We start from the raw sequence: 24,797 nt of genomic DNA on the forward strand, positions 1-24,797 counted from the left end.
TGGTGTCGCTGGCGTTCGAGACTGTCCACACCCCGGCCAGACAACGCCAGAGTTATTCAGATAGGCCGGACAACCGAGTCACCGCGGCGCCCGGGATCCCAGAGAAGCGCTGGGTGGTGCCGGCTGGTAGGGCGCTTTCGTGCTCCCCGACTCGCAGTCGGATGTGTGGGTTGGCCGCGCACGGCTCGGCGGTGACGGTCAGGGTGTTCTCGTCGAGGATGATGTGGAGGCGTTGGCCGCGGTGCTGGATACGGAAGCGCATGGCGGGCAGTCCGGCCGGTAGTGCGGGGTCCAGGACAACGGTTGGGCCCTGGGTGTGAAGGCCCGCGAAGGACCGGATGAGGATGTCGATGGTGCCGGCCATGGCGCCCAGGTGGATGCCCTCTTGGGTGGTGCCGCCCTGGGTGTCGTCCAGGTCCGCGGCAAGGGCCTCACGGAAGGTGGCCCACCCGCGGGCAGGGTCTAGGCGGGCCAGGACCGAGGCGTGCACGACTCGGCTGAGGGTGGAGCCGTGCGCGGTGCGCGCGAGGTAGTATTCCACGGTCCGGGCCAGTACCTGGCGGGTGGTGGGGTAGCCGAGGCGGTGGAGCATGTTCAGCAGCCCGTCGGGTCCCAGGAGGTAGATGAGCATGAGGACGTCTGCCTGTTTGGCCAGTTTGTACCGGTTAGTCGCATCCCCTTCGGACTCCAAGATCAGGTCCAGGCGCCCGATGTTGCCGTAGGTGCGCCGATAGTGGTCCCAGTCCAACTCGGCGAGGGCTTCATAGCCGGCGAACTGGGCGATGAGGCCATCGGGCAGGAACGGCACGGCCAGGCGCCGGCTGAGGTGCTCCCAGGTGGTGGGCTCTTCTGGGGCGATGTCGAGACGGGCGTGTAGGTCGTCGCACTCGTGGCCGGCCACGGTCTGGAGGACGTCCAGTGCCCGCTGGCATACCCACGCCGCCAGGACGTTGGTGTAGGCGTTGTCGGTCAGGCCTTCGCCGGGCGCGTCGGGGTAGCCGTCGTGATACTCATCGGGTCCCATCACACCCCTGATGTGGAAGCGGTCGGTGCTGGGGTCGTGCGTAGCCAGGGCGGTGAACAGCCGTGCGACCTCGATGATCAGGTCCGCGCCGCGACGGGCGAGCCAGGTGAGGTCGCCGGTGGCCTGGTAGTACTCCCAGGCGTTGTAGGCGATAGCGAGGCCAACGTGGCGCTGGCGGTGGGAGTTGTCCGGCATCCACCGTCCGGAGCGGGTGTTGAACAGCATGACGGGGGTTTCCTCCCGCCCGTCGCTGCCGGACTGCCAGGGGAACATCGCACCGGGGAGTTCCGCCTGCGCTGCGGCGCGACGGGCGGCGTCTAGGCGACGCCACCGGTAGTCCAGCAGTCCGCGACTGACCTGTGGCAGGTGTGTGGTGAGCACCGGCAGGATGAACAGTTCGTCCCAGAACACGTGCCCGCGGTAGCCCTCTCCGTGCAGGCCGCGGGCCGGCACGCCGGCGTCCAAGTCGGCGGTGTGCGTGGACAGGGTCTGGAGCAGGTGGAAGACGTGCAGGTTGAGCACCAGCCGGGTCTGGGTGTCGGCCTCCAGTTCTATCCCGTAGCGGTCCCAAAGCCGCTGCCACGCCGCCACGTGTTCGTTGAGGAGCCCGTCGAACCCTTGCGGGGCGGCAGTCAACTCGCCCAGGGCCGCCAGCCGGGGCGAGGCGATCGCCGGGTCTTTGGACGTGTACACGGCGGCAACCTTGTCGATGGTGACCGGTTCACCGTCTGTGACCGGCACTTTGAGCACCAGGGAGTGCAGTTCGTGGTCGCGCTCGAAGTCTGCGTCCGGGATGCCCCCGTTGACGGTGGTACGGGCCGCCGTGGCGATGCGGACCTGGCTCTGGACGGTCTCCACCTCCACCAGAAGGGTGCCCGGCCCGGCCTTCTCGGCGCCGGTGGTGCGCAAATGACAGTCGGCCAACGCGGTGTACTCGGCGACGTTGCCGTTGCGGACACCAGCGTCGATGCCGGAGCGCACCTTCAGTATCCCGCTCCAGCCGTCGGGGACCATGGTCGTCTCCAGGGCCGTCAGGTGCGGCCGGGTCATAGAGACCAGGCGCCGCTGCCGCAGCCGCAGCCGCCGCCCGCCCGGGTCGGTGAGCACGGCGGTCCGGGTGAGCACACCGCGGCGCAGGTCCAACTCACGCCTCTCCCCGGACACGGTGAGGCCGCCGGTGGACCACCACGACTGCGCGCCCTGTGGGCCGAGGTCGAGGATCAGCCAGTTGGGGGCGTTGACCAGATGCTCGTCCTCCATCTGGCGACCATGGACCGAGGAGACGAGCCGGTTGTAGACACCGGCAAGGTAGGTGCCGGGATAGTGCACCCCGTCAGCGGCACGCTCCGGGGCCGCGCCCCGGGTGCCGAGATAGCCGTTACCCAAGGTGGTCAGTGCCTCGCGGTGGCCCTCGTGGGCGGGGTCGAAACCTTCGTATACGAGCGTCCAGGGGTCGGCGCGTAACGCACCCAGGTCGAGTTGGGCGACGTCCTCGACCACCAGGTGGGCCCCGGCGGCCTCCAGCTCGGCCCGCTGCCCAGCCCGGGCTATGCCCGCGACCAGGCTGAACCCGCCGGCGCGGGCCGCCTGGACACCGGCGACAGCGTCCTCCACAACGGCGACCTGGGCCGGGTTCACGCCCAGCTCAGCGGCTGCTGTGAGGAACATCGCCGGGTCGGGTTTGCCGGGCAGGCCCAACTCGGCAGCACGGTCCCCGTCCACGATCACGTCGAAGACCCCCGCCAGGCCAGCGGCCTCCAGCAGCGCGCTGGTGTTGCGGCTGGCGGTGACTAACGCGACCGGCACCCCACCGGCCCGCAGCCGGTTGAGCAGGTCCACGGCACCGGGGAAAGCCTTGGTTCCGTGCTCGGTGGCGGTGTCAGTCACTACCCCGTCTAGTTCGAAGATCACCGCCTCCTGCGGGGGGACCGCCCCGGTGGGGGCCGGTGCCGCCGGTGACGGGCTCGGGTGGGTCGTCGGGTGCGTCACGTTTCTCCTTCGGTTGGTAAGTCCGGTGCGGTGGCCATCTGGCGGCTGTCGGATATGCCCGGGCGCGGGTCTGGGACGAAGCCCACTTCTGGCGGGCCGGTGGTCTGCGCGGGAGTCGTGGTGCGGCGTGGTGGCCGCAGGGTAATCCACATGGCTGCCAGCACGGCGAGGAGCCCGGCAGCGGTCCACCCGCCCGGGCGTTCGCCCAGCAGGACGGCGGCCAGGGCGATGCCGAGGACGGGGGTCAGGAAAGTCCAGGTGGTCAGGGTGTCCAGTCGGCTGCGGCGGGCCTCGCCGAACCACGCCACCGTGGTCGCCGCGGTGCCCACCAGCGCCAGGAACGCCAGCGACACAACAAAGCGGGGGGTCCAGTTGATCACCGGAGCACCCTCCACGGCCGCGGCGAGGCCGGCAAGGGCCACCCCACCGATGAGGAGGTGCCAGCCGGTGGCCGTGACCAGGTCCAGTCCGACCAGACGGCGGGAGAGTAGGGTGCCGGCGGTCACGGCCACTGCCGAGAGCAGCGACAGGGCGGCGCCGCTACCCCCGCCGCCGGGCAGCGCGACCAGGACGAGCCCGGCGAAGCCGACGACCAGGGCGGACGTGGTCCGGGGGGAGAGTTTCTCCCCGTAGAGCCACCAGGCGGGCAGGAGGATCATCAGCGGCTGGGCGTTGGCCAGCACCGCGGCGGTGCCGGTCGCACCACCGGCAACCCCGGCGAACATGGTTGAGAAGGCGAGCGTGACGTTGACCAGCCCGAGGACCGTGATCAGCCCCCAGGCACGTGCGCTGCGGGGGGTCGGACGGCGCTGGATGGCTCCCAGGGCCACCAGTGCGGCGCCGGCGACCAGGGCACGCAGTGCGGCGTACCACAGCAGCGGGGCGTCGCGCAGGCCCCACTCGATCACCACGAAGCACGCCCCCCAGGCTGCGGTGATCCACAGCATCCGCAACGGCCGCGGCCGCTGCGGCACCGCTTCGGCTACCGAAGCGGCCGAAGCGGTGGTGCCAGAATGTACTTCCACGTCGACCCCGGTCAGCGGGTGCCGGCCGGCACCGGTGCGGTGGGCTTCGGCTCCCGGACGGCGCGCTGGGGTGCGTCCGGGGCTTGTTGGGCGGGCAGCCGGAGCCGTTTGAGCAGCAGAGCATTGATCGTGACGATGACCGTGGAACCAGTGGTGGTCATGATCGCCTCCTTCTCGGCCACACGGCCGTGATGTGCTGGGCGCCGAGCACCGGCTGGTGTCAGTCGGTCACGGGGACAGGGCTGGGGAGGAACTCGCGGCGCATCCCGAGGACTTCATCGGTCAGTGCGATCGACGTTGCACCGTCGGTGGCGGTCTGTGTCAGGGCCCGGATCGCGTCTATGGTCTCGGGGGTGACGATGGCCTCGTTGTTGACCTGGTAGGTCAGGTAGGCCTCGTCGCCCTCGACGGTCAGGACGTCCTCCCAGACTGCAACCTCCCACATATCACCGCGGGGCCGGCCTAGGTCGCCCATGAGTTCGACGGTGGTATTCAAGGCGGTTAGGCCGTCGGCCATGCGGATGAACGCGATCCTGGGTGCGCCCCGCAGGACGACCAGGACTTCCTCCCGGCTGGCCGGGCGGGTCAACTGCAGCGTCCAGAAGTGGTTGTGAGTCTGGGTGTGGGCCGCCTTGGCGGCCATGGTGACCACGTCCAACTTCGGCAGGACTGTGCGGGCGTCGGGACCCTGGTGGGAGGGGATGGAGTCCTCGGGGACCACGGTGTTCATGATGCCGCGCTGGTGGGACTGGCTGGGGTCGGTGGACCGCCTGATCAGCACCCCACGCGCACGGGCGAGCAGGCCCGCATCCTGCAGCGCGCCGAGCACGCGCACGATACTGGTGGTGTTGCAGGAGACCACCCGGGTGGCCTGCAGGCCTAGTGCTGTGTCGTAGTTTGCCTGGGCGACGAAGGAGTGCCCGGTGGTGGCGTGGGACTCCCCGCCTTGGAACACGGCCTTGACCCCGGCAGCGCGGTAGACCTCGGCGTTGGTGGCGGCGACCTTCTTGGGAGTGGTGTCTACCACGACATCGACCTGGGCCAGCAGTTCATCCAGGGTGCCGGCCATCGGCACCCCGGCCTGGGCCATGGCTGCACCGGCCTGTTCGGTGGCGGCAAAGACGGGGATGCCCCGCTCGGTCGCGGTACGCACTCGCCAGTCGGTGGCCACGTCCGCCACCCCCACCAGGTCCATGTCGGGCATGGCCCGCACCGCGTCGGCCACTCGTTTACCGATCACGCCGTAACCGTTGATGGCTACCTGAACGTTCATCTCAACTCTCCTTCGTTTCGTTCTTGTCATCATGCCTTCGATGGCCCCGCGGTCAGGACGCGCATTCGGCGCACACCGGCAGGCCAGCGTCGTGGTGGGCCAGTTGGCTGTGGTGGTGGACGAGGAAGCACCGGGTGCAGAGGAACTCGTCCTTCTGTGGGGGCACCACCGCCACGGCCAGCTCCTCACCTGACAGGTCCGCGCCGGGCAACTCATACTGCTCGGCTAACTCGGCCTCGTCGGCCTCCTCCTGGTGCGCCGGCGCTGCCCGGGTCAGCGCGGTCAGGGGCATCGTGTCGGGCCCATCCTCCTCGCGGGGGCGTGGGGCGTCATAGTCGATGGCCACGAACTTCCCCCTCCCTCAACTGCGGACCAGGCGGGCGATGGCATCGGAGGCCTCCTTGAGCCTGGCTTCCTGCTGGAGTTCGTCAACTTGTGCGGCGTCAAGCAGGCAGTGGGCCATGTGCCCCTCAAGCAGCACCAATGCCACGCTCTGCAGCGCCCGGGAAGCGGCCGAAACCTGAGTGAGGATGTCGATGCAGTACTTGTCGTCCTCGACCATGCGGGCGATGCCGCGGACCTGGCCTTCGATCCGGCGCAGCCGGAGCAGCAGGGCCCGTGTGTGCTGGTCGGTGGTCATCGTGATCGCCTCCCGGGATCTTCGTGGGCACCGGCGTGATGCCGGCGCCCGCGGGGTGTGTGGGTTAGGGAGCCAGCGAGGTGGCGTATCTGGCCGGGTCTGCCCGGAATGTCTGCGCGCAGTGGATGGAGCAGAAGTAGTAGGTGTTGTCCTCGTGCTCGGCGCTGTCGGCGGCGGATGCTGGGTCGATGCTCATCGCGCACACCGGGTCGGTGACCTGTGCAGAGTTGTTGGACATGGTGTTCTGCGTTCCTTGTTCGTCGTCGAGCCCAACCTCCACCACCGGGTCGGAGGCGGGGATGTTGGTGACCTCGGGGACAGTCGAAGGGGTGAAAGCGCGCAGGCGGTTGGCGTTGGCCACCACGGACAGGGAGGACAGTGCCATCGCGGCCGCAGCGATCATCGGGCTGAGCATCAGGCCCAGGGCGGGGTAGAGCACCCCAGCGGCGATCGGGATCCCCATCGCGTTATACATCCACGCGAAGACCAGGTTCTGCCGGATGTTACGCATCGTGGCCCGAGATAGGTCCACCGCGGTGACCACTCCGGACAGTGCCCCGGAGATCAAGGTGATGTCGGAGGACTCGATCGCCACGTCGGTGCCGGTGCCGATCGCCGAGCCGACGTCAGCTTGAGCCAGGGCCGGGGCGTCGTTGATGCCGTCACCGACCATGCCCACCACCCGGCCCTCGCCCTGCAGGCGCTTGACCTCGGCGGCCTTATGCTCGGGCATGACCTCGGCCACCACCCGGGTGATGCCAACCTGGCGGGCAATGGCCGCAGCCGTGGCACGGTTGTCCCCGGTCATCATCACCACGTCGATGCCACGCTTCTGCAAGGCGGCGATGGCGGCCACCGACCCGTCCTTGAGCGTGTCGGCCACGCCGATCACCCCAGCGAAACGCCCGTCGACGACGGCGAACATCGGGGTCTTGCCGTCCGCGGCCAAACGGTCCGCGGCGTCAGTCTGCGGCTGCACCCCGACACTGCCCAGCAGGCGCCGGTTACCAACGAGGACCTCCCGGCCCTCGACCAAGGCACGCACGCCCTGCCCGGTGACCGAGTCGAACGAGGCCACCTCGGGAAGCCGCACGCCGCGGTCTTGGGCACCGGCGACGATGGCGCTGGCCAGCGGGTGCTCGGAGGAGCGTTCCACCGCCGCGACCAGGGTGAGCAACTCGATGTCGGTGAAGCCCTCGCCGGGCAGCACGTCGGTCAGGGCCGGGGCGCCCTTGGTGATCGTGCCGGTCTTGTCCAGCACCACCGTGTCGAGTCTGTGCGCAGTCTCCAGCGCCTCGGCCGACCGGATGAGGATGCCGGCGGTAGCTCCCTTGCCGGTGCCCACGGTGATGGACAGCGGTGTGGCCAGCCCCAGCGCGCAGGGGCAGGCGATGATGAGCACGGAGACCGCGGCGACCAGGGCGAAGATGAGTGCCGGTGAGGGGCCCACGAGGGTCCAGACCACGAACGCCCAGATCGCGATGAGGATCACCGCGGGCACGAAGTAGCTGGAGACCTTGTCCACCAGGCGCTGGATCGGGGCCTTGGACCCCTGCGCCTGGCGCACCAGGTTGATGATCTGGGCCAGCATCGTGTCCGCACCGACCTTGGTAGCGGCGTACCGGAAAGAACCGGTCTGGTTGATGGTGGCGCCGATGACCTCATCACCGGAGGACTTCGTCACCGGGATAGGCTCCCCAGTGACCATCGACTCATCCACCGTGGACGTGCCCTCCACCACCTGCCCGTCCACCGGCAGCTTCTCCCCGGGACGGACCACGACCACGTCACCGGCCACGACCTCATCGATAGGGATCTCCAGCTCCTGCCCGGCGCGCACCACCCGGGCGGTGCGCGGCTGCAGACCGATCAAAGTCCGGATCGCTTCCCCGGTGCCGGCCTTGGCCTTGGTCTCCAATAGCCGGCCCAGCAAGATCAGGGTGATGATGACCCCGACCGCCTCGTAATAGACCTCCCGGGTCTCCACGGGCAGCAGCCCCGGGGCGAACGTGACCACCAGGCTGTAGCCGTAGGCGGCGATCGTGCCGAGGGTGATCAGGGAGTTCATCTCCGCGGTGCGGTGGGACAGGGCTAGCCACCCGGTCTTGTGGATGGGCCAGCCGGTGTAGAACATCACCGGGGTGATCAGTGCCAACTGCACCCAATTGTTCATCAAGAAGTCCGGGACCCACGCTGCGGCGAAGAACTCCACCGCCATCACCGCCAGCACGACCGGCAGGCTCAACACGGCCCCCAGCAGCACCCGCCGGCGCAGGTCGGTGATCTCTGCGGCTCTCTCCTGCTCCTCAGCGTCCTCCTCCGGTGCTACCGGCGGTGAAACCGCCACCGGGGCCGGGGATTCGGCACCGGTGGAACCGGTGCCGGTGCCGGTGTCTGTGCCGGGTGGGTCACCGATCTCGAGGGCACCGTGCAGCATCCCCATCCCGCAGGTGAACTCATACCGCCCTTCGGCAAGGGCGGGAACGTCCAGGACAGTGCTGCCAAAGGCGGGGACGGCGACGTCCACGTCGAGTGCCGGGATGGTGAATCGCTCAGAGCACGCCCCACTCTCCTGCCTGACCAGGACCAACTGTGCCGGCACACCGGGCGCCAGTCGAAGCACCTGGGGGTGGTAGCCGCCACGGATCCTGACCTCGGCGACCTGCACACCATCCACCAGCTCCCCGTGCCCGACCTCGCCGCTCGGAGTGCCGTGGTGGTCCTGGATGCGCGGGGCCACCCCGCCGTGGTCATGGCCGAGCCGTTCGGCCACCGCAACTGCCGCGCGCCCGCCAGCGGACTCGTGGCCCGGCTCGCCCACGACCCGCACCCTGCCCTGGAGCATGTTCATCCCGCAGGCGAAGCCGTACTCCCCGGCGGAGGTGGGGGTGAACTCCACCGCGGTGACAGTGTTGGCCGGCAGGCCCTGGTTGATTTTGAACTCGGGGAACATCACCCGGGAGGAGCAGTCCCCGCCTTCTTGCCGGTCGAACAGCAACCGCACCGGCATCCCGGCTTGAACCTCGATGAGGTCGGGGCTGTAGCCGCCCCTGACGGTGACCGTCACTTCCTGCACGCCGCCGGCGACTTCGGCGCGGCGCGACTGCTTCGGGCCGAAGAAGTACCACACCAGCAACGCGGTCAACACAACACCGCCGACTATCACTGACCAATCGAGCACACTCATGACGATCACACCTCCGTAGATGCTGCTGACTCGGCAGCCGGGGCGGACAGGGAGAACCCGGTGTCCTCGACCGCGGCACGAACGGCCTGCGGCGGGAGGGCGGGGCTGGCGGTGAGCGCCAGACGCGACTCACCATCTCTGACCAGATCGAGCGCGGCGGTCCTCACACCGGGTAAGTTGCGCACCCGCTCCAGCAGCCGCGCCAGGCACACCTCGCACGTCAGCCCCCACACTCGATACACCTTCGTCTTCACAGTCCCACACCTCCTATACCCCTGCTGGGTATGCGTACCAGATAACCACCCGAATGTGTCCATACCGCCGAAGGGACGATGAAGAAACCATGAAGACGTGGTGGCGGTTGCTGCACGGCTTGAAGGAACGGGGGAGCGGTGCCTCCGGGCCACGGCCAGACCCCCATTCGAGAATTCAGAGCGAAGAACCTTCGAAGAAGCGACCGCCGCCCCGCGGTGGGAGGCGCCGAAGGGCTCGAGGGCCTGGTGGGCGCAGTCGCGCGGCAACTCGCCCGTGACTACTCAAAGCGGGCGTTCAGTGTCTTCAGCGAACCTTCATCCAACGGCGCAAGTCTTCTTCGTGAACGTCGGTCATCGTGGTGTGAAAGACACCGCCGGCGGAGCGGTGATGCGTGACACGAGAAGTGGGGAGAGCATGCGTCCGGAATTGTTCACGATCCTCGGGATCGATGTGCAAAGTTACGGAGTGAGCAAGGCGGCCGCTGCCCTGGTGGCTGCGTGGTTGCTGGGTCGGGCCTTCGAACGGCGGGGGCTGAAGAAGGACTCCGCTCACGCGCTGGTGCTGTGGGCGACGCTCTGGGGGTTCGTCGGCGCGAAGATCTACTACCTGCTCGAACAATATCCCGCCATCACCGTGCACGACCTGGGCGGGATGGGCTTCACCTGGTACGGCGGACTGGTGGGGGGCGTCATTGCGGCCCTAGTCGTCATTCGGCGCCACCAGTTACCGGTGGACATCGTCGCTGGGGCGGTCGCCGTCCCCTTGACGGTGGCGTACGGCATCGGCCGACTGGGCTGCTTCGTCAGTGGTGATGGAACCTACGGGCGTCCCACCGATCTGCCGTGGGGGATGGCCTTCCCCTCCGGCGTGGTCGCCACAGATGTGCCTGTCCACCCCACCCCGCTGTATGAGGCGATCCTGGCAGCGGTTGCCGCCGCCGTCCTGGTGGTGCTTGTCCGGCGGTGGGCGCCCTTGGCAGTCTTTGGGGCGTACCTGGGCCTGTCGGGCCTGTCACGTTTCCTGGTGGAGTTCCTGCGGACCAACGACCCGGTCATCCTTGGCCTGACACAGCCCCAGTTGTGGGCCCTGGTCAGCATCGCCGTCAGCATCGCGCTGATTGTTCGCAGCGGCACTCATCAGTGGTCTGCAGACCACGTGGTCCCCGAGCCGGGCGTGCCTGAACCCGTCAGGTGACCGGACCGGGACAGGCAGGAGGACCCGTCATGGATATCGGCGTTTGGATACCGCTTCTCGCGATCTGCCTGGTCTTCATGGCCCTTGGCATGTGGGCCATCAGAGCTCTCTTTCCCGGCGCCGAGGCACGCGACGAGACGCGATCGGCTCCCGAGTTGCCCGATCAGGATCGCCAAGGAGAGCGCGCCGTCAGGTTGAGCGGGGCTGCGGCCGGTTCGAGGCGACCAGGGACAGTTCGACGGTGAAGACAGCGCTGTGGTCTGGGCCTGCGCTGTCCACGGTCACGGTGCCGCCGTGGGCTCGGACGATGGAGTGACTGATGGCGAGCCCGATTCCTGCCCACTCGTAGGCGCGGTCCCAAGCCGCCTCGGCGCGGTAGAGGCGCTCGAAGAGATACGGTAGGTGCCGCAGCGATCCGGCTGCCACCGACAGCCTCAGGGTGGCCAGGAGCCGGGCGCCGAGACCCCACCGACCGCGCGGTGCGGGGATCACTCCCCGCGGCCCATCCGGTAGCCCACGCCCCGCACCGTCCTGATGAACTTTGGCGCCGAGGCGTCATCCCCGAGTTTTCGCCGCAGTTGCGCGATGTGGACATCGACCAAGCGCTCATCACCCACCCACCCCGGTCCCCACACTGTCTCGATGAGTTGACGGCGCGAGAAGGCCATGTTCGGGCGCTCCGCCAGCGCCGCGAGGACGTCGAACTCAGTGCGGGTCAGCCCTACGGGCTCCCCCTCGATGTATACCTCCCGGCTCAGGACATCGATGCTCAGCGAGCCGAAGGACACGCCCGCCCCGCGCGGCCCGGTGTCCTGGCGTGGGCGACGCAGCATGGCCCGCACCCGGGCGACCAACTCACGCGGACTGAAGGGTTTGGTGACGTAGTCATCGGCGCCCACCGACAGCCCGATGAGTTTGTCCACCTCCTCCGCCCGAGCGGTGAGCATGATGATGTAACAGTCGGAGAAGGTGCGTACCGCGCGGCAAACCTCGACACCATCTGTTCCCGGCAGGCCGAGGTCGAGCACGATCACGCCGGGATGCCACTGGCGAGCCCGCTGGATCGCGTCGCTGCCGTCACCAGTGACCTGTACCTCGAAACCGTGCTGTTCCAGGTAGTTCGCGACCAGTCGTGCCAGCGGTGGCTCATCGTCTACGACAAGTACTCGGGGCAGGTTCACGTCAGAAGGTTCCGAATTCATGTCCTTCATTCTCGCGGTCGGCGCAGGTATTGGTCCCAGGCTCGCGGGCAGTCATCCGCAAGCGTTACCGGCGCGTGCAACACCCAGAGTGTGGGCTGAAATCGGCGGGTACCGGATCTCCGTATTTAGGAGGGTTGGAATGCCCAGTGCCAGGGCTCGCGCGGGGTGTCCTCGACGAATCCGAACTGTGCGGCGTTTGTGCGCATCCATGCTTGCGCCGGTGCGTTCAGGTCGAGGTCCACGGCCATTCCCCAGCCGTGTTGGCTGGTGCCCGGCCTGGCGCCCAGGCCGCCCTCGGAGTACAGGCCCTTGCGTCGAACGACGTCGACCTGCACGTCGTAGGGGCGGTAGGAGTCGGTGACGCCGATGGTCACGCCGTCGGCCGCAGCCGCCGTCAGCAGTTTCTCGAAGGACTGGGCGGCGGGTGCCCACAGTCTGTGGCCGGTGTTGCCCACTGGTTCGAGAGCGTCTCGAGGGATGCGGCCGTTTCCGTAGGCCGCGAGATCGACCGGTATGCCGTCGGTATTGACCTGGAACCCAGATGGTCCAAGGTTGGAAGATGCTGCGGTCACAGTCGGGGTCGTGTCGGCGACGGCGTTGGCGAGGACTTCGGCGAATGATGCGGCAGGTGCTGCGGAGGGCTGCACGCGTGGGGCCGCGACCGAGCCGAGGGTCGCCTCGATCTGCGCCACGCGATGAGAGATGGCGAGGATCCCGTCCACCGTCCTCCGTTCGTCGTCTACTCCCTCCTATCGGCCTGCATCCGCTCCTCGTTAGCGAAACCGGCTGACTACTCAGTACGTGGTCAGGCCGTGGGCCCGGAACTGCTCGCGCGCCCGCTCGGTCATTTCTGGCGACGGCGGCTCGGTGTCCGCGAGTGTGTAATCCAGGCCCAGGGCGGTCCACTTGTCCCGGCCCATCTGGTGGAACGGCAATACCTCGACCCGGCTCACGGTGTCCCATCGGGCCGCGTGGCCGGCCACGTTATCCACGTTCTGGGCAGCATCGGTCAGCCCGGGCACCAGCACGAAACGCACCCAGATCTCCACCCCGGCGCCGGCCAGCCGATCGCCGAACTCAAGCGTGGGCGCCAGTGACGCGCGGGTCACCCGCTCATAGGTCTGTTCATCACCGGACTTCACATCCAGCAGCACCAGGTCGACATCGCCCAGCATCGCCTCCGTGCAGGCCGTGCCGAGGTACCCGGAGGTGTCGATCGCGGTATGAACGCCCATCTGCTTGGCCCCGGCCAGGATGCGGGCCGCGAACGCCGACTGCATCAGCACCTCACCGCCGGAGAGGGTCAGCCCACCGCCCGTGGCAGCGAAAACCTTGCGGTACCGGCGCACCAGCGCGAGTACGTCGTCGGCCATCACCGCGTGCCCGTCCTCCATCCGCACGGTGTCGGGGTTGTGACAGAACTGGCAGCGCAGCGGGCACCCGGCAAGGAACACCACCAGTCTCGTGCCCGGCCCGTCGACCGCAGTAGACAACTCCCAGGAGTGCACCGAGCCCAACTCGCCACTGCGCATTGCCGCGAAGCGCTCACCGTGTTCCAATGCCGACTCAGGCAGCCCGGCCAGGCCGGCGCCGGCCAGCCGCTGCCGTGGGGCCATGAAGCCCTCGTCGCCCGGCAAGGCTGCACCGCGCGAGCTTTTCAGGGTCGTCATGACGAGGAGTGGAAGGTGCGGGACAGCACATCGAGTTGCTGCTCACGGGTGAGTTTGACGAAGTTCACCGCATAGCCCGAGACCCGGACGGTCAGGTTCGGGTAGTTCTCCGGGTTCTGCATCGCATCGGTCAGGGTGTCCTTGTTCAGCACGTTGATGTTCGCGTGGAACAACCCTGAGCCGAACCCGGCGTCCAGCACCCCGGTCAGGTTCGCCACCTGCTCGTCCTTGGTCTGCCCCAGCCCGGAAGGGGTGATCGTGTTAGTCAGGGAGATCCCGTCCAGCGCATCGCCGTAGGGGAGTTTGGCCACCGACAGCATCGAGGCGACCATCCCATGGGTATCCCGGCCGTTGCCGGGGTTGGCACCGGGGGAGAACGGGGTACCGGCCTGGTGCCCACACGGGAAGGAGCCGGTGGCCTTGCCGTAGACCACGTTGGAGGTGATCGTCAGCACCGACTGGGTGGGCACCGCGTCACGGTAGCGGGGCAACCCGCGGATCTTGTTCATCACCGTGGTGACCACCCGCCGGGCGATGTCATCTGCCAGATCGTCGTCGTTGCCGTAGCGGGGGAAGTGCCCTGTCGTCGGGTAGTCGGTGATCAGCCCGGTCCGGTCGCGCACGGGGGTGACCTGGGCGTACCGGATGGCCGCGAGGCTATCCGCCACGATCGACAACCCGGCGATCCCGCAGCCCAGGGTGCGCACGATCTCGCTGTCGTGCAGGGCCATCTCGATCGCCTCGTAGGCGTACTTGTCGTGGCTGTAGTGGATGATGTTCAGTGCCTCGACGTAGGTTTCAGCCACCCAGCCGAGCATGGCGTCGAACTTCGCCCAGACCTCCTCGAAGTCCAGTGGTCCGGTCCCGGCCACCGGTTCGAAGCCGGGCACCACCTGCTGACCGGACCTCTCGTCACGGCCACCGTTCAGCGCGTACAGCAACGTCTTGCCGATATTCATCCGGGCACCGAAGAACTGCATCTGCCGACCGATGCGCATCGCCGAGACGCAGCAGGCGATCGCCGCGTCGTCACCGAAATGCTCGCGCACGTGGGCATCGGAGATGTACTGCAGCGAGGACGTCTCCACGCTGATCGCTGCGGCGAAGTCCTTGTAGGCCGACGGCAGCGACTCGTCCCACAGCACCGTGATGTTCGGCTCCGGTGCCGGGCCCAGGTTGCGCAGGGTCTGCAGCAGCCGGAACGAGGTGCGGGTGACCATGGTCCGCGTGTCCTCACCCAGCCCGCCGTCGGTCCAAGTGGCCCAGTAGGGGTCGCCGGAGAAGACCTGATCGTAGGCTTTCGTGCGCAGGAACCGCACGATCCGCAACTTGATCACCAGGGCATCGATGAGTTCCTGGGCCTGGCTCTCGGTCAGCACGCCCGCGGCGATGTCCCGGGCGATGTAGATGTCGAAGAATCCCGACAGCCGCCCGAAGCTCATGGCCGCGCCGTCCTGGGACTTGATCGCCCCCAGATAGGCCAGGTAGGTCCACTGCACCGCCTCCCGGGCATCGGCCGCAGGGCGGGTCAGATCGAATCCGTACTGGGTGCCGAGCGTGATCAACTTGCGGAGGGCCTTGATCTGCTCGGCGTGCTCCTCCCGGGACCGGGCCCACTCCTCGGAGAATCCATCTCCGTCCCGATCCGCTAGCGCCTGGGTCTTCTGCGCGATCAGCGCATCGACACCGTACAGGGCCACCCGCCGGTAGTCACCGATGATCCGGCCGCGCCCGTAGGCGTCCGGCAGCCCGGTGATCAGGTGCGCCGTACGCGCCGAGCGGATCCGCGGGGTGTACATGTCGAACACCGCGTCGTTGTGGGTCTTGCGGTATTTGGTGAAAATCTCCTTGATCCGCTCATCAACCTCGCCGCCGGCCTCACCGATCGCGGTCTCCACCATCCGCCAGCCGCCGGCCGGCATCATCGCGCGCTTCAGTGGGACATCGGTCTGCAGCCCGACGATGACGTCATCGTCGGCGCTGATGTACCCGGGAGCGAACGCGTCGATGTCCGCCGGGGTGGTGGTGTCCACCGCATAGACCCGCCGCTCTAACTCCACCGACAGGTAGTCGCGCTCCAGGGTCTCCCAGAGATCACTGGTCTTGGTGGTGGGACCGGCCAGGAACTCCGGCCCGTCGTGGTACGGCTCGTAGTTACGGGCGAGAAAGTCGCGCACGTTGATCGTCCGTGTCCACGGCCCCTCGGCGAACCCACGCCACGCGGGCTGGAGATCGGGCTGGACGTCGAAGGTCGTCATGGTGTCACATCCCAAAGTGGTCGTATGCCTCCAGGCTACGGGCAACGGAGAGCAAAGGCCTGGGACTAACGGCCCGCGACAACCGCGCCCGACGCAAACAGCCGATGGGGCACGAAATTCCCCACGGGGTACGGCTTGTGTGCCAGCGACCCGTTCTCCGTGCAGTCTGCGAAGCCGAGCACCCGCGTCGTTGTAACTAGAAGGTTCGTCTTCGGTGGATTCATACGGGTGGCATAAGTTGGATCGCGCCCGGGTAGCACACCGTTGCGTGGGACAAGCCCCGTTGCCTGATTCCTTTACATCGCTGGAGAAAACACGCCGGACGCTCCGGAGATTGGTTTCGATCGCCGCCGAATTCACGGTAGAACCCCGATGTCAGCGTGTTGCCAGGTTTTCGTCCGAGGGGGAGAGTTATGGAACGTGGTACGAAGGGATCCCCGTCCGCGGACAGTGCCACACGGCGCGTGTTAGTGTCTGCGTATGAATGCAGGCACTAAGTCTTGCGGGATGGACCCGTCATCGGAGTACGTCGACCTGGCGGCTGAGGTGCTGGGCATCCTGTCCGACCCGACGAGAATCAGGATCGTGCTCGCGCTGCGGCAGGCTGAGGAGCTCCCGGTGAACGCGCTGGCCGAACTGGTGGGTAAGAAGCCGTCCGGGGTCTCCCAGCACCTCGCCAGGCTGCGGATGGCGCGGATGGTCACGACCCGTCAGGAGGGCACGAGCGTGCTCTACCGCCTCACCGATGAGCATGCCGTGGCACTGGTGGTCGAGGCGATCAAGCAGGCCGAGCACGCCGTGGCGAACGGACAGATCCCGCCGCACCATCACCCGCCCCCGCAGTAGGGCTGTCGCATTGTTCATTCTCGACCTGTTAGGCCCGACCTCATGATCGCCGTCCTGCGGAACCCGACCTACGCGAAGTTGTTCAGCGCGCAGGTCATCGCACTGCTCGGCACGGGCCTGCTCACCGTTGCGCTCGGGCTGCTCGCCTTCGACATCGCCGGCGGTGACGCCGGGATCGTGATGGGGGTAGCAATGACGATCAAGATGGTCGCCTACGTCGCCGTCTCGCCCATCGCTACGGCACTGACCGCGCGTCTGCCCCGCAAAGCACTGCTCATCGGGGCCGACCTGATCCGGGCCGCGGTCGCCGTATCTCTTCCGTTCGTGACGGAGGCCTGGCAGATCTACATCCTGATCTTTCTGCTCCAGTCGGCGTCGGCGACGTTCACTCCAGCGTTTCAGGCCGTCATCCCCTCGGTGCTGCCCGATGAGGGGGAGTACACTCGCGCGCTTTCGCTGTCACGGCTGGCCTACGACCTGGAATCACTCGTGAGTCCGATGCTCGCCGCCCTCCTGCTCACAGTCATCAGTTACCACAACCTCTTCGTCGGAACCGTGCTCGGGTTCCTCGCCTCGGCGGCCCTGGTGATCGCCTCCCGCTTCCCGCACATCGAAGCACCGCCACCCTCGCCGTTCTTCGAGCGCCTCACCCGGGGTGCGCGCGCCTTCTGGGCCAGCGGCGAACTGCGGGGCCTGATGGGGCTAAACCTCGTCGTCGCGACCACCACCGCGATGGTGATTGTCAACACCGTCGTCCTCGTCCAGGGCGATCTGGGCCGCTCCCAAGCCGATGTCGCCCTGATGCTCGGCGCTTACGGCGGGGGTTCGATGCTTGTCGCCCTCGGGATGCCCAAACTCCTCGACACCCTGCCTGACCAACGGGTCATGCTCACTGGCGGTATCGCCCTGCCGCTCATTCTGCTCACCGGGGCGGGGGTGATCGCGTGGATGGACGGCACTGCGCAGTGGCTCGCGCTACTGACGGTGTGGGTACTGCTCGGGGCCGCGACCTCGGCCATCCTCACCCCCTCCGCGCGGCTGCTGCGCCGCAATAGCACCGAGCAGACCCGGCCCGCGGTGTTCGCCGCGCAGTTCTCTTTATCCCACGCCTGCTTCCTTATCACCTACCCCCTGGCAGGCATCCTTGGCGCGAGCATCGGCATGCCCGCGATCGCCCTCGTTCTGGGCGTCATAGGCGTTCTCGGAACCGTCTTGGCTGTCGTGGCGTGGGTACGCGCATCGCGCCCCGCGAATCGGGTCTCCAAGCAGCACGACTCGGTCGGGCTTGGATGAACTGAGGCTGGCTTGGTCACGATCGACCTGAGTAGGGTTACGGCTCGCCCACGCCTGTGTCAGGTGCACCGGGATGGGGTCAACAACGCGCCCTGGCGCGGATCGTGATCTCGAGGGCCCAATGCGTTGGAACTGCCGTGATGCTGGATTCGCAGCCGTTTCGAGACGCTCGTGGTGCCGCGCTGAAGAGTTCAGTCGCCAACGCGTTGGTGAGGAGTCCAGTGAGGGTGCTGAGAACTGTGCGGGTGGTGCCCACGAGCCCTCCTTCTAGGACTTGACGAGTCGGGAAATCGCTTGCGAGGCCTCTTTGATCTTCTCTTCGGCCTCGGTTCCGCCGGCCTTGGCCGCACCGACGACGCAGTGCTTGAGGTGGTCTTCCAGCAAGCCGAGCGCCACGTTTTCCAGGGCGGAGGTTGCGGCGCTGACCTGGGTCAGGATGTCGATGCAGTAGATCTCTTCGTCGACCATTCGGTGGATGCCGCGGACTTGCCCTTCGATGCGCTTGAGACGGGCGAGGTAGCGGTGCTTGTCGCTGATGTAGCCGTGACCAGGTTCTTCTCGGGACTGCGGTGAGGTTGCTGTGGTAGTCATCTCTGCTCCTGATGAGTCTTTGCACTGGTGTTGGTGGCCGATCGTTCGGCCGGGGCCTGGTCGAGGAACTTGGCGGTGCTGACAGCCGGCTCCAGGTCCAAGCGGCGTAGCAGTTGGGCATTGAGCGCCACCACGACGGTGGACGCAGACATCAAGATGGCACCGACGCTCATCGGCAGCACGAACCCGATCGGTGCGAGTACACCAGCGGCCAGGGGGACTGCGGCGAGGTTGTAGCCCGCAGCCCACCACAGGTTCTGCTTCATCTTGCGATAACTGGCTCGGGACAGGTCGATCACTGAAAGCACAGAACGGGGATCGGAGGAGGCCAGGATCACCCCTGCGGACCCGATCGCCACATCGGTCCCGGCACCGATCGCGATGCCCACGTCTGCTTGAGCCAGTGCAGGGGCATCATTGACACCGTCCCCGACCATCGCCACCTTACGGCCCTCGCTCTGCAGTTCCTCGACCTTCGCTGCCTTGTCTTCCGGTCGCACACCTGCAAAGACCCGGTCGATGCCTAGTTCAGCGGCCACCGTATCGGCAACCGCCTGGGCGTCCCCGGTGATCATCACCACCTGAGCACCTGCAGCGTGCAGCGCATCGACAGCATCACGGGACTCCGGGCGGATCTCATCATCAAGGCGCAGTGCCCCGATGATTTCCCCGTCGGCTATCACGTGCAGGATGATGGCACCCTCGGCTCGCCAGTCCTCTACGACAGCCAGTTCGCTCAGGCTGTGCTGGTCCAGCAAGTACGGGCCTCCCACCTCGATGGCAGCGCCCTCGACGGTGGCCTTAACTCCGACTGCCGGAGAGGAGGAGAAGTCCTGGGCACTGGCAAGGTGCAGGTCGCGGTCGCGTGCGGCGCCCACGATCGCCTTGGCCAAGGGATGCTCACTTGCGTACTCTGCGGCCGCTGCCAGTGCCAGCACCTCATCTGCACTGCGCTGCCCGACCGGTTCGACGCCGGAGACCGTGGGCTCTCCCTTGGTCAGGGTCCCGGTCTTGTCGAACAGAACGGAATCCACTGTCCGCATCGACTCAAGCGCGAGCCGGTCCTTCACCAGCACCCCACCGCGTGCGGCACGCTCGGTGGCGATCGAGACCACCAGCGGAATCGCCAGACCCAGAGCGTGCGGGCAGGCGATCACCAGCACGGTGATGGTCCGGACCACCGCAGCATCCGGCACGCCCAGCAAAGACCACACGATCGCAGTGATCAGGCCCGCACCGAGGGCGAACCAGAAAAGCCAACCCGCGGCCGTATCGGCGATGCGCTGCGCCCGCGAAGAGGAGGACTGGGCATCGGAAACCAGTTTCTGGATCCCTGCCAGGGTGGTGTCATCGCCAATGGCGGTGACCTCTACCTGCAGGCCGGAATCGGTAGCGACGGTGCCGGCAATCACCTGGTCACCGTTATCACGACGCACCGCCTTGGACTCACCGGTGATCATCGACTCGTCCATACTGGCCGAACCGTCCACGATCCTGCCATCAGCCGGCACCGACGATCCGGGCCGCACGATCACCACATCGCCGAGCACCAAGTCGCCCGGTGCCACCTTGACGATGTCATCACCCTGAAGCTTCTCGGCCTCATCGGGCAGCAGCGCAGCCAAGGAATCCAGCGCCGAGGTGGTCTGGGCCAGCGACCGCATCTCGATCCAGTGGCCCAACAGCATGATGACCACCAGCAGCGCCAGTTCCCACCAGAAGTTCAGTTCGTGGTCCAGAAGGCCAAGGCTTGCACCTAAGGAGGCAATGAACGCCACCGTGATGGCTAACCCGATCAACAACATCATCCCAGGCTGGCGGGCGCGGATCTCTGAGACCGCGCCGGTCAGGAACGGCTGACCACCCCAGACATAGATGATCGTGCCCAGCACCGGGGAGACCCACCACACCCACGCGGCATCGGGCAGCTGGTAGCCGAGCAAGTCGGCGAACATGTGGTTGAAGCCCACGACCGGCACCGCCAGCAGGAGCATGATCCAGAACAGCCGCCGGAACTGCCCGACATGGTCACCGTGATCGCCGTGGCCGTGCCCCGCGTGCCCGCCATGTGCTTCATGACCAGCGTGGTGCTCACCTTCGTGCCCGTGACCTTCGTGGCCCTCGTGGTCGTGACCGCCGTGGTGTTCATGCCCGGTATGCCCATCGTGGGTATTCTCGTGCTGGTGGTGAGCCTCATGCTGGTGGTCGTGACCGGGATTGGCCCGGTGGTTGTGGTGATCGGGCTGCCCCTCGTGCTGGGCGTGCGCATTGTGCTGGTTGCTCATACCGGTCTCATTCCTCCTCTTCGATGCACGGCTGGCACCTCATCACAGAGCGCTACTGGCTCTGTGCGGGGCCCGCTCGGGCATCGGGGTCGATCTCGCTCTCGACGGCCCATTTGTGGTTGGTCCTCGTCATTCCGTCAGCTTCATGGTTGACGACGTAGCCGGTCTCCTCGGTTGATGATGCGATCGTGGCCGTCACTCCCTCCACGCCTTCCATGTGGTCAGCCGTCCACCTCACTTCGCTGCCCACCGGGTATTCGGGGTCGGCGGGCTCGGTCATGCCCTCGGGCACCGGCCCGCCGTCTGCCAGGTGGTCCATATCCTCGTGAGGGTCGGTGTCCTCATCACCGTGATCACCGCCGTGGTCCGGTGTTCTTCGAATACCGAGGAATCGGGGCCGATCTGTCACCTCGGCAAGCCCGGAATCGCTCATACTGATTGTTCAAGCCGCGTTCGCGTACCGGTCGGGATCGGCGTCGAATAGCGGCCCGCAGGCGTCACAGCACAACCAATACCGCTGGCCCTGGTAGTCGCGGTAGAGCCCTGCCTCTTCGGCTTGTGACTTGATCACCGGGGTCCCGGGCATCACTAGACATTCGGTAACATCGTCACCCTGCGCTGCGGCGAGGTCTTCGGTCTTGGGCGCGTGTCCGCTGCAGCCGCCAGAAGTATCCCCGTGGCTGTGGTCGCCGTGGTTGTGGGCGTGGTGGTCGTGTGCAGTCATCTTCTGTGTTCCCTTCTCTGGTGTCGACGACGATGCGTCAGGTGTTCACCGGCTCGCGTGCCGGTGCGGTTTCGGAGGCGTCCGGGGTGGTGTGCTGGTCGGCTTTGGCCTTGAACCTGCGCAGCCGTAGGCTGTTGGTGACCACGGACACGCTGGAGAAGGCCATGGCCGCGCCGGCGAGCATCGGGTTGAGCAGTCCGAAGGCGGCGATCGGGATCGCGGTGGTGTTGTACCCGAAGGCCCAGAACAGGTTCTGCTTGATCGTGCGTAGCGTCCTGCGTGCCAGGCGGATCGCATCCGCGGCAGCTCGCAGGTCTCCGCGCACGAGGGTGATGTCGGCGGCTTCGATCGCGACGTCAGTCCCGGTGCCCATCGCCAGACCGAGGTCAGCCTGCGCCAGAGCCGGGGCGTCGTTCACCCCGTCACCGACCATCGCCACGACCTTGCCCTCGTCCTGCAAGCGGGCGACGACGTCGACCTTGTCCTTGGGCAACACCTCGGCGATGACCTGGTCGATGCCGACCTCGGAGGCGACCTGCTCGGCCACGGTCTGGTTGTCCCCGGTCAGCAGCACCGGAGTCAAACCCAACTCCTTGAACTGAGAGATGGCCTCAGCGCTGGTGGGCTTGATCTGGTCGGAGACGACCAGCACACCCCGGGCGGCACCGTCCCAGCCGACGGCGATCGCGGTCTTGCCCTCGGCCTCTGCGGCCTGCTTGGCGGCCTTGAGGTGCTCGTCGAGGTACATCGACCAGTCATTCAGCAGCGTCTCGCGGCCGGCGAGCACCGCGTGACCATCGACCACGCCCTGGACACCCTTGCCCTCGATGTTCTCGAAGGACTCCGGGGTTGGCAGTTCGCCCACCTGCGCGGTGGCTCCGGCGGCGATGGCCCGGGCGATGGGATGCTCGGAGTAGTCCTCCAGGCCGCCGGCGATACGCAGCAGGTCCTCGCGGTCCACCCCGTCGGCGGTGATCGTCTCGGTCAGGGTCATCTTGCCGGTGGTGACGGTGCCGGTCTTGTCCAGCACGATGGTGTCGACCTTTCGGGTGGACTCCAGCACCTCCGGGCCCTTGATGAGCACGCCCATCTGCGCGCCACGCCCGGTGCCGACCAGCAGCGCGGTCGGTGTCGCCAGGCCCAGGGCGCAGGGGCAGGCGATGATCAGCACCGCGACCGTGGCGGTGAAGGCGGCGCTGACCGGGAACCCGGCCCCGAGCCAGGCACCCAGGGCGGCGATCGCGACCGCAATGGCCACGGGCACGAATACCGACGAGACCCGGTCGGCCAGCCGTTGGATCTCGGCCTTGCCGGACTGGGCGTCCTCGACCATCTTGGCCATCTGCGCCAACTGAGTGTCCGAACCCACCCGGGTGGCCTTGACCACGAGGCGGCCACCAGCATTGACCGTGGCCCCTGTCACCGGGTCACCCACTGTGACCTCCACCGGCACGGACTCGCCGGTCAGCATCGAAGCATCAATTGCGGAGTTACCCGAGGTGATCACCCCGTCGGTGGCGATCTTCTCACCGGGACGGACCACGAACTCGTCGCCTTCGGAGAGCTCATCGATAGAGACCCGCTCCTCCTGCCCGTTTCGCAGGATGGAGACTTCTTTCGCCCCGAGTTCCATCAGGGCACGCAGGGCTGCCCCAGCTTGACGCTTGGAGCGCTTCTCGAAATAGCGGCCCAGTAGGATGAAGGTGATCACCCCGGCCCCGACCTCCAGGTAGATGTGCCCGAGGCCATCGGAGCGGGAGATCGTGAATTCGAAGGGGTGCACCACGCCTGGCTGCCCGGCGGTGCCGAAGAACAGGGCGATGATCGACCAGATCAACGCGGCGGTCGTGCCCACCGAGATCAGGGTGTCCATGGTGGCCGCCCCGTGCTTAAGGTTGGCCCAGGCGGCCTTGTGGAAGGGCCAGCCCGCCCACACCACCACCGGTGTGGCCAGGACCAGGGAGGCGAAGCCCCAGTAGTCGAACTGCAACGCCGGGATCATCGCCATCGCGATGACCGGCACCGACAGGACCGCCGCGCCGATCAGGCGCTGCTTGAGCACCCTGATCTCAGCATCCTCGGACGACTCGCTCTCATCACCAGAGGCGCTGGAGTTGTCCTTGGCAGAGGGTGGGAGTTCGGCGGTGTAGCCGGTCTTCTCCACCTCGGCGATCAGCAACTGGGGGTCATAGCCGGCAGGAGCGGTGACGGTTGCCTTCTCGGTCGCGTAGTTCACGCTCGCATGGACCCCGTCGAGTTTGTTGAGTTTCTTCTCGACTCGGTTCGCGCACGAGGCGCAGGTCATGCCACCGATCTTCAACTCAACGCCGGTGAGATTCACTTCGGTGCTGGTGTGCTCAGTGGTCATGGTCGGCTCCTTCCTCGCCGGTGTCCGAGTCGCCGCTGTCGGTGTTATTGCCAGTGGTATCGCCGGTGGTGGTGTCGATCACCAGGGCGGCGGTGTAGACTTGCCCGTCGACCTGGAAGTCCAGGTACAGCAGGTACCGGCCCGCGGTGGGCGCGGTGGCCTCGAAGACGATCTCCGGACCCGATGTCTCACCGGCCTCGGGAGCATCCCCGTGCGGGTGGACATGCAGGTAGGCCAGATCCCCATCACGCAGGGCCACCAGGTGCCCGAAGGCACCCAGGTAGGGCTCCAGTTCAGTGACGGGTTCACCTTCGCGGGTGATCGTCATGGTCAGGTCGGAGGCCCTCCCGGCAACAAGGTCGCCCTCGACGGCCACATCGAAACCGTCCACCGCGGCCTCGGTGACCGGGTGATCGGCCGGTGCCGGGTCGTAGTCACCGGCAACCTGCACCGCGGTCGACAGGGTCATGCCCTCGCCGGTCTGGGCCGGTACGAAGTCGGCGAAGATCCGGTAGGTGCCGGCGGCGGCCCATTCCCAAGGGATCGACCAGGTGCCGGCTTCGTCACGTTTGGGGTGCACGTGGCGGAAATGCTGCCCGTCAGCGCGGACGACGATCAGGTGCATCTCTTGCTCGTGCTCGAGTTCGAAGTCGGTCACTGGCTGTCCGTCGGGTCCGGTCAGCGCGAAGGTCAGTTCGTCCTCGGTGCCGGTATGGTCGGGTGTGCCCACCTCCGTGAGTTGGTAGCCGTCCTGGGCTAGGCCGAGGCCAAGAGAGGCTGCGTCAGCCCCATGAGCTTCGTGCCCGCCGCTGTTCATCTCATCGTCTCCTTGTCCATGATGGTCTTCTGGTGTCTCTTCGACCCAGGCCTGCACGGTGTCCTCGGGGATGACGGCGTTCGCCGTGAATCCAGCCACGGCGAACACGACCACGAGGACCAGCCCGTACAGGCCCAGCCGTGCAGGGGCCTTCAT

The 24,797-nt window shown here is 67.0% G+C and carries 22 protein-coding genes; 3 read left to right on the forward strand and 19 right to left on the reverse strand.

The window, feature by feature from the left end; genetic code table 11:
* Positions 1–52: 52 nt before the first annotated feature.
* The 8 genes from ACPL7H_RS15150 to ACPL7H_RS15185 all read right to left on the reverse strand — a co-directional run bounded on the left by ACPL7H_RS15150 (position 53) and on the right by ACPL7H_RS15185 (position 9,392).
* Positions 53–3,013, reverse strand: coding sequence for an HAD-IA family hydrolase (locus ACPL7H_RS15150; protein ID WP_424797660.1), 2,961 nt, complete (start codon positions 3,011–3,013; stop codon positions 53–55).
* The gene (locus ACPL7H_RS15155; protein ID WP_424789320.1) at positions 3,010–4,038 is read right to left on the reverse strand and encodes a DMT family transporter; all 1,029 of its coding nucleotides are present in this window, start codon (positions 4,036–4,038) and stop codon (positions 3,010–3,012) included. Before ACPL7H_RS15155 ends, ACPL7H_RS15150 begins: the two co-directional genes overlap by 4 nt.
* Positions 4,039–4,049: 11 nt before the next feature.
* Positions 4,050–4,199, reverse strand: a complete 150-nt coding sequence (locus ACPL7H_RS15160; RefSeq protein WP_424789321.1) for a hypothetical protein — start codon at positions 4,197–4,199, stop codon at positions 4,050–4,052.
* A gap of 59 nt (positions 4,200–4,258) precedes the next feature.
* The gene (locus ACPL7H_RS15165; protein WP_424797661.1) at positions 4,259–5,311 is read right to left on the reverse strand and encodes a type II glyceraldehyde-3-phosphate dehydrogenase; all 1,053 of its coding nucleotides are present in this window, start codon (positions 5,309–5,311) and stop codon (positions 4,259–4,261) included.
* A 52-nt stretch (positions 5,312–5,363) separates the two neighbouring features.
* On the reverse strand, positions 5,364–5,657 hold the full coding sequence (locus ACPL7H_RS15170) for a DUF4193 domain-containing protein (protein ID WP_424797662.1): 294 nt from the start codon (positions 5,655–5,657) through the stop codon (positions 5,364–5,366).
* 15 nt (positions 5,658–5,672) lie between these two features.
* Positions 5,673–5,951 carry a metal-sensitive transcriptional regulator gene (locus ACPL7H_RS15175; protein ID WP_424789323.1) on the reverse strand — a complete coding sequence of 93 codons (279 nt, stop codon included), beginning with the start codon at positions 5,949–5,951 and terminating at the stop codon, positions 5,673–5,675.
* Between the two features lie 64 nt (positions 5,952–6,015).
* Positions 6,016–9,138 carry a heavy metal translocating P-type ATPase gene (locus tag ACPL7H_RS15180; RefSeq protein WP_424797663.1) on the reverse strand — a complete coding sequence of 1,041 codons (3,123 nt, stop codon included), beginning with the start codon at positions 9,136–9,138 and terminating at the stop codon, positions 6,016–6,018.
* Positions 9,139–9,143: 5 nt separating this feature from the next.
* A complete protein-coding gene (locus tag ACPL7H_RS15185) occupies positions 9,144–9,392 on the reverse strand; it encodes a heavy-metal-associated domain-containing protein (protein ID WP_424797664.1) in 249 nt (82 codons plus the stop codon).
* Between the two features lie 388 nt (positions 9,393–9,780).
* Between ACPL7H_RS15185 and ACPL7H_RS15190 the strand changes: the two genes are divergently transcribed.
* Positions 9,781–10,587 (forward strand): prolipoprotein diacylglyceryl transferase, encoded by an 807-nt coding sequence (locus ACPL7H_RS15190; RefSeq protein WP_424797665.1) that lies wholly within the window; start codon positions 9,781–9,783, stop codon positions 10,585–10,587.
* A gap of 189 nt (positions 10,588–10,776) precedes the next feature.
* Here the strand turns inward: ACPL7H_RS15190 and ACPL7H_RS15195 are convergent, their stop codons facing one another.
* From ACPL7H_RS15195 to ACPL7H_RS15215, 5 genes are all read right to left on the reverse strand, one after another.
* Positions 10,777–11,013 carry an ATP-binding protein gene (locus tag ACPL7H_RS15195; RefSeq protein WP_424797666.1) on the reverse strand — a complete coding sequence of 79 codons (237 nt, stop codon included), beginning with the start codon at positions 11,011–11,013 and terminating at the stop codon, positions 10,777–10,779.
* A gap of 62 nt (positions 11,014–11,075) precedes the next feature.
* On the reverse strand, positions 11,076–11,789 hold the full coding sequence (locus ACPL7H_RS15200) for a response regulator (protein ID WP_424797667.1): 714 nt from the start codon (positions 11,787–11,789) through the stop codon (positions 11,076–11,078).
* A 125-nt stretch (positions 11,790–11,914) separates the two neighbouring features.
* Positions 11,915–12,511 carry a M15 family metallopeptidase gene (locus ACPL7H_RS15205; RefSeq protein ID WP_424797668.1) on the reverse strand — a complete coding sequence of 199 codons (597 nt, stop codon included), beginning with the start codon at positions 12,509–12,511 and terminating at the stop codon, positions 11,915–11,917.
* A 72-nt stretch (positions 12,512–12,583) separates the two neighbouring features.
* Complete coding sequence (gene pflA / locus ACPL7H_RS15210) at positions 12,584–13,459, reverse strand: pyruvate formate-lyase-activating protein (RefSeq protein ID WP_424797669.1); 876 nt, start codon at positions 13,457–13,459, stop codon at positions 12,584–12,586.
* Complete coding sequence (locus ACPL7H_RS15215; RefSeq protein ID WP_424797670.1) at positions 13,456–15,717, reverse strand: formate acetyltransferase; 2,262 nt, start codon at positions 15,715–15,717, stop codon at positions 13,456–13,458. Before ACPL7H_RS15215 ends, pflA begins: the two co-directional genes overlap by 4 nt.
* Before the next feature lie 480 nt (positions 15,718–16,197).
* Between ACPL7H_RS15215 and ACPL7H_RS15220 the strand changes: the two genes are divergently transcribed.
* On the forward strand, positions 16,198–16,563 hold the full coding sequence (locus tag ACPL7H_RS15220; protein ID WP_424789193.1) for an ArsR/SmtB family transcription factor: 366 nt from the start codon (positions 16,198–16,200) through the stop codon (positions 16,561–16,563).
* Positions 16,564–16,605: 42 nt separating this feature from the next.
* The gene (locus ACPL7H_RS15225; RefSeq protein WP_424789192.1) at positions 16,606–17,856 is read left to right on the forward strand and encodes an MFS transporter; all 1,251 of its coding nucleotides are present in this window, start codon (positions 16,606–16,608) and stop codon (positions 17,854–17,856) included.
* A gap of 267 nt (positions 17,857–18,123) precedes the next feature.
* Here ACPL7H_RS15225 and ACPL7H_RS15230 read toward each other — a convergent pair whose 3' ends face one another.
* From ACPL7H_RS15230 to ACPL7H_RS15255, 6 genes are all read right to left on the reverse strand, one after another.
* The gene (locus tag ACPL7H_RS15230; protein WP_424789191.1) at positions 18,124–18,447 is read right to left on the reverse strand and encodes a metal-sensitive transcriptional regulator; all 324 of its coding nucleotides are present in this window, start codon (positions 18,445–18,447) and stop codon (positions 18,124–18,126) included.
* Complete coding sequence (locus ACPL7H_RS15235) at positions 18,444–20,732, reverse strand: heavy metal translocating P-type ATPase (protein WP_424789190.1); 2,289 nt, start codon at positions 20,730–20,732, stop codon at positions 18,444–18,446. The genes ACPL7H_RS15230 and ACPL7H_RS15235 overlap by 4 nt, the downstream gene beginning before the upstream one ends.
* 52 nt (positions 20,733–20,784) lie before the next feature.
* On the reverse strand, positions 20,785–21,051 hold the full coding sequence (locus tag ACPL7H_RS15240) for a DUF1541 domain-containing protein (RefSeq protein WP_424797671.1): 267 nt from the start codon (positions 21,049–21,051) through the stop codon (positions 20,785–20,787).
* 123 nt (positions 21,052–21,174) lie between these two features.
* On the reverse strand, positions 21,175–21,456 hold the full coding sequence (locus ACPL7H_RS15245) for a YHS domain-containing protein (protein ID WP_424789188.1): 282 nt from the start codon (positions 21,454–21,456) through the stop codon (positions 21,175–21,177).
* Positions 21,457–21,493: 37 nt separating this feature from the next.
* Complete coding sequence (locus ACPL7H_RS15250) at positions 21,494–23,824, reverse strand: heavy metal translocating P-type ATPase (RefSeq protein ID WP_424789187.1); 2,331 nt, start codon at positions 23,822–23,824, stop codon at positions 21,494–21,496.
* The gene (locus tag ACPL7H_RS15255; RefSeq protein ID WP_424789186.1) at positions 23,814–24,797 is read right to left on the reverse strand and encodes a heavy-metal-associated domain-containing protein; all 984 of its coding nucleotides are present in this window, start codon (positions 24,795–24,797) and stop codon (positions 23,814–23,816) included. Before ACPL7H_RS15255 ends, ACPL7H_RS15250 begins: the two co-directional genes overlap by 11 nt.

Source organism: Pseudactinotalea sp. Z1732 (assembly GCF_049724975.1).
GTDB lineage: Bacteria > Actinomycetota > Actinomycetes > Actinomycetales > Beutenbergiaceae > CALKWS01.

What these genes read in the sequence shown, in the direction of transcription:
- ACPL7H_RS15255 (WP_424789186.1), bottom strand. Translation starts at nt 24,797, where the DNA reads ATGAAGGCCCCTGCACGGCTGGGCCTGTACGGGCTGGTCCTCGTGGTC.
- ACPL7H_RS15190 (WP_424797665.1), top strand. Translation starts at nt 9,781, where the DNA reads ATGCGTGACACGAGAAGTGGGGAGAGCATGCGTCCGGAATTGTTCACG.
- ACPL7H_RS15220 (WP_424789193.1), top strand. Translation starts at nt 16,198, where the DNA reads ATGAATGCAGGCACTAAGTCTTGCGGGATGGACCCGTCATCGGAGTAC.
- ACPL7H_RS15245 (WP_424789188.1), bottom strand. Translation starts at nt 21,456, where the DNA reads ATGACTGCACACGACCACCACGCCCACAACCACGGCGACCACAGCCAC.
- ACPL7H_RS15200 (WP_424797667.1), bottom strand. Translation starts at nt 11,789, where the DNA reads ATGAATTCGGAACCTTCTGACGTGAACCTGCCCCGAGTACTTGTCGTA.
- ACPL7H_RS15175 (WP_424789323.1), bottom strand. Translation starts at nt 5,951, where the DNA reads ATGACCACCGACCAGCACACACGGGCCCTGCTGCTCCGGCTGCGCCGG.
- ACPL7H_RS15180 (WP_424797663.1), bottom strand. Translation starts at nt 9,138, where the DNA reads ATGAGTGTGCTCGATTGGTCAGTGATAGTCGGCGGTGTTGTGTTGACC.
- ACPL7H_RS15165 (WP_424797661.1), bottom strand. Translation starts at nt 5,311, where the DNA reads ATGAACGTTCAGGTAGCCATCAACGGTTACGGCGTGATCGGTAAACGA.
- ACPL7H_RS15230 (WP_424789191.1), bottom strand. Translation starts at nt 18,447, where the DNA reads ATGACTACCACAGCAACCTCACCGCAGTCCCGAGAAGAACCTGGTCAC.
- ACPL7H_RS15225 (WP_424789192.1), top strand. Translation starts at nt 16,606, where the DNA reads ATGATCGCCGTCCTGCGGAACCCGACCTACGCGAAGTTGTTCAGCGCG.
- ACPL7H_RS15160 (WP_424789321.1), bottom strand. Translation starts at nt 4,199, where the DNA reads ATGACCACCACTGGTTCCACGGTCATCGTCACGATCAATGCTCTGCTG.
- ACPL7H_RS15215 (WP_424797670.1), bottom strand. Translation starts at nt 15,717, where the DNA reads ATGACGACCTTCGACGTCCAGCCCGATCTCCAGCCCGCGTGGCGTGGG.
- pflA (WP_424797669.1), bottom strand. Translation starts at nt 13,459, where the DNA reads ATGACGACCCTGAAAAGCTCGCGCGGTGCAGCCTTGCCGGGCGACGAG.
- ACPL7H_RS15250 (WP_424789187.1), bottom strand. Translation starts at nt 23,824, where the DNA reads ATGACCACTGAGCACACCAGCACCGAAGTGAATCTCACCGGCGTTGAG.
- ACPL7H_RS15235 (WP_424789190.1), bottom strand. Translation starts at nt 20,732, where the DNA reads ATGAGCAACCAGCACAATGCGCACGCCCAGCACGAGGGGCAGCCCGAT.
- ACPL7H_RS15240 (WP_424797671.1), bottom strand. Translation starts at nt 21,051, where the DNA reads ATGGACCACCTGGCAGACGGCGGGCCGGTGCCCGAGGGCATGACCGAG.